This is a genomic window from Vibrio sp. 779(2023) (assembly GCF_033344285.1).
Classification (GTDB): domain Bacteria; phylum Pseudomonadota; class Gammaproteobacteria; order Enterobacterales; family Vibrionaceae; genus Vibrio; species Vibrio alginolyticus.
On record NZ_JAWPOM010000227.1, the window covers coordinates 1 to 1,039 of the forward strand.

Here is a 1,039-nt window from a genome sequence, read left to right on the forward strand (position 1 = left end):
TCATTTATGAAGCAGTAAAAAAAGTGGATTGGAGCAAGCAAAACAAGCCGCTTTACGTATTGGCCACCTGTGATGAAGAAACCACCATGCTCGGCGCAAGACACTTCACCACGAACGCGCCGTTCAAGCCGGATTACTGCATCATTGGAGAACCCACTAGCTTAGTTCCTATTCGTGGTCACAAAGGGCATGTCGCCAATGCGATTCGGGTTACCGGTAAATCCGGCCACTCCTCTGACCCAGCTTTGGGCGTCAACGCGATTGAAATCATGCATGAAGTGTTGTTTGCGATGATGCAACTGCGCGACAAACTCATTAAAGAGTATCACCACCCAGGATTTGCCATCCCTAGTCCAACGTTGAACTTAGGCCATATCCATGGCGGTGATAGTGCCAACCGTATTTGTGGTTGTTGCGAGTTGCACTATGACGTTCGCCCATTGCCGGGCATCAGTTTGGACGGTTTAGAAAACATGCTGCGCAGCGCACTACAAGAAGTAGAAGCTAAATGGCCGGGACGAATCGACATCGTACCGTTGCATGAGCCAATTCCAGGATATGAATGTCAGCACGATCATCCATTTATCGGTGGTGTTGAAGAGATCTGTCAAACCAGTTCGCAAACCGTCAACTACTGCACGGAAGCGCCTTTCTTGCAGCAACTGTGTCCGACTATGGGACTTGGCCCTGGTTCTATAGAACAAGCGAACCAACCAGATGAGTTTCTCTCCTTTGATTTTATCGACCCAACCATTGATGTGCTCTCAAAGGCGATGGTTAAGTATTGTTGTTGATTGAGTTTAAAAAAAGCCTTTATGCAGCTCCGATGAGCTGCATATTTTGGCTCTCAAAGCACAAGGTTTTATGCACCGTTAACACGAATTTAACTTGTTATTTTGTAATTAATTTTCACTTTTAATTCTATGCCCGTCGAAACTTTGCTCTAAATCAGGAGAGACGCCGAATAATTGCAAACTTAGTCTGCTTTATTTGACTATAACTGGTGCTTTTCGCTAGATTGGAGTCTTAACAAGGACAA

The 1,039-nt window shown here is 45.5% G+C and carries 1 protein-coding gene; it reads left to right on the top strand.

What is annotated here, in order from left to right:
- Positions 1-794: M20/M25/M40 family metallo-hydrolase (locus tag R8O70_RS26260; protein ID WP_318184594.1), on the top strand; the 794-nt coding region annotated here is incomplete at its 5' end.
- Between the last annotated feature and the right edge of the window lie 245 nt (positions 795-1,039).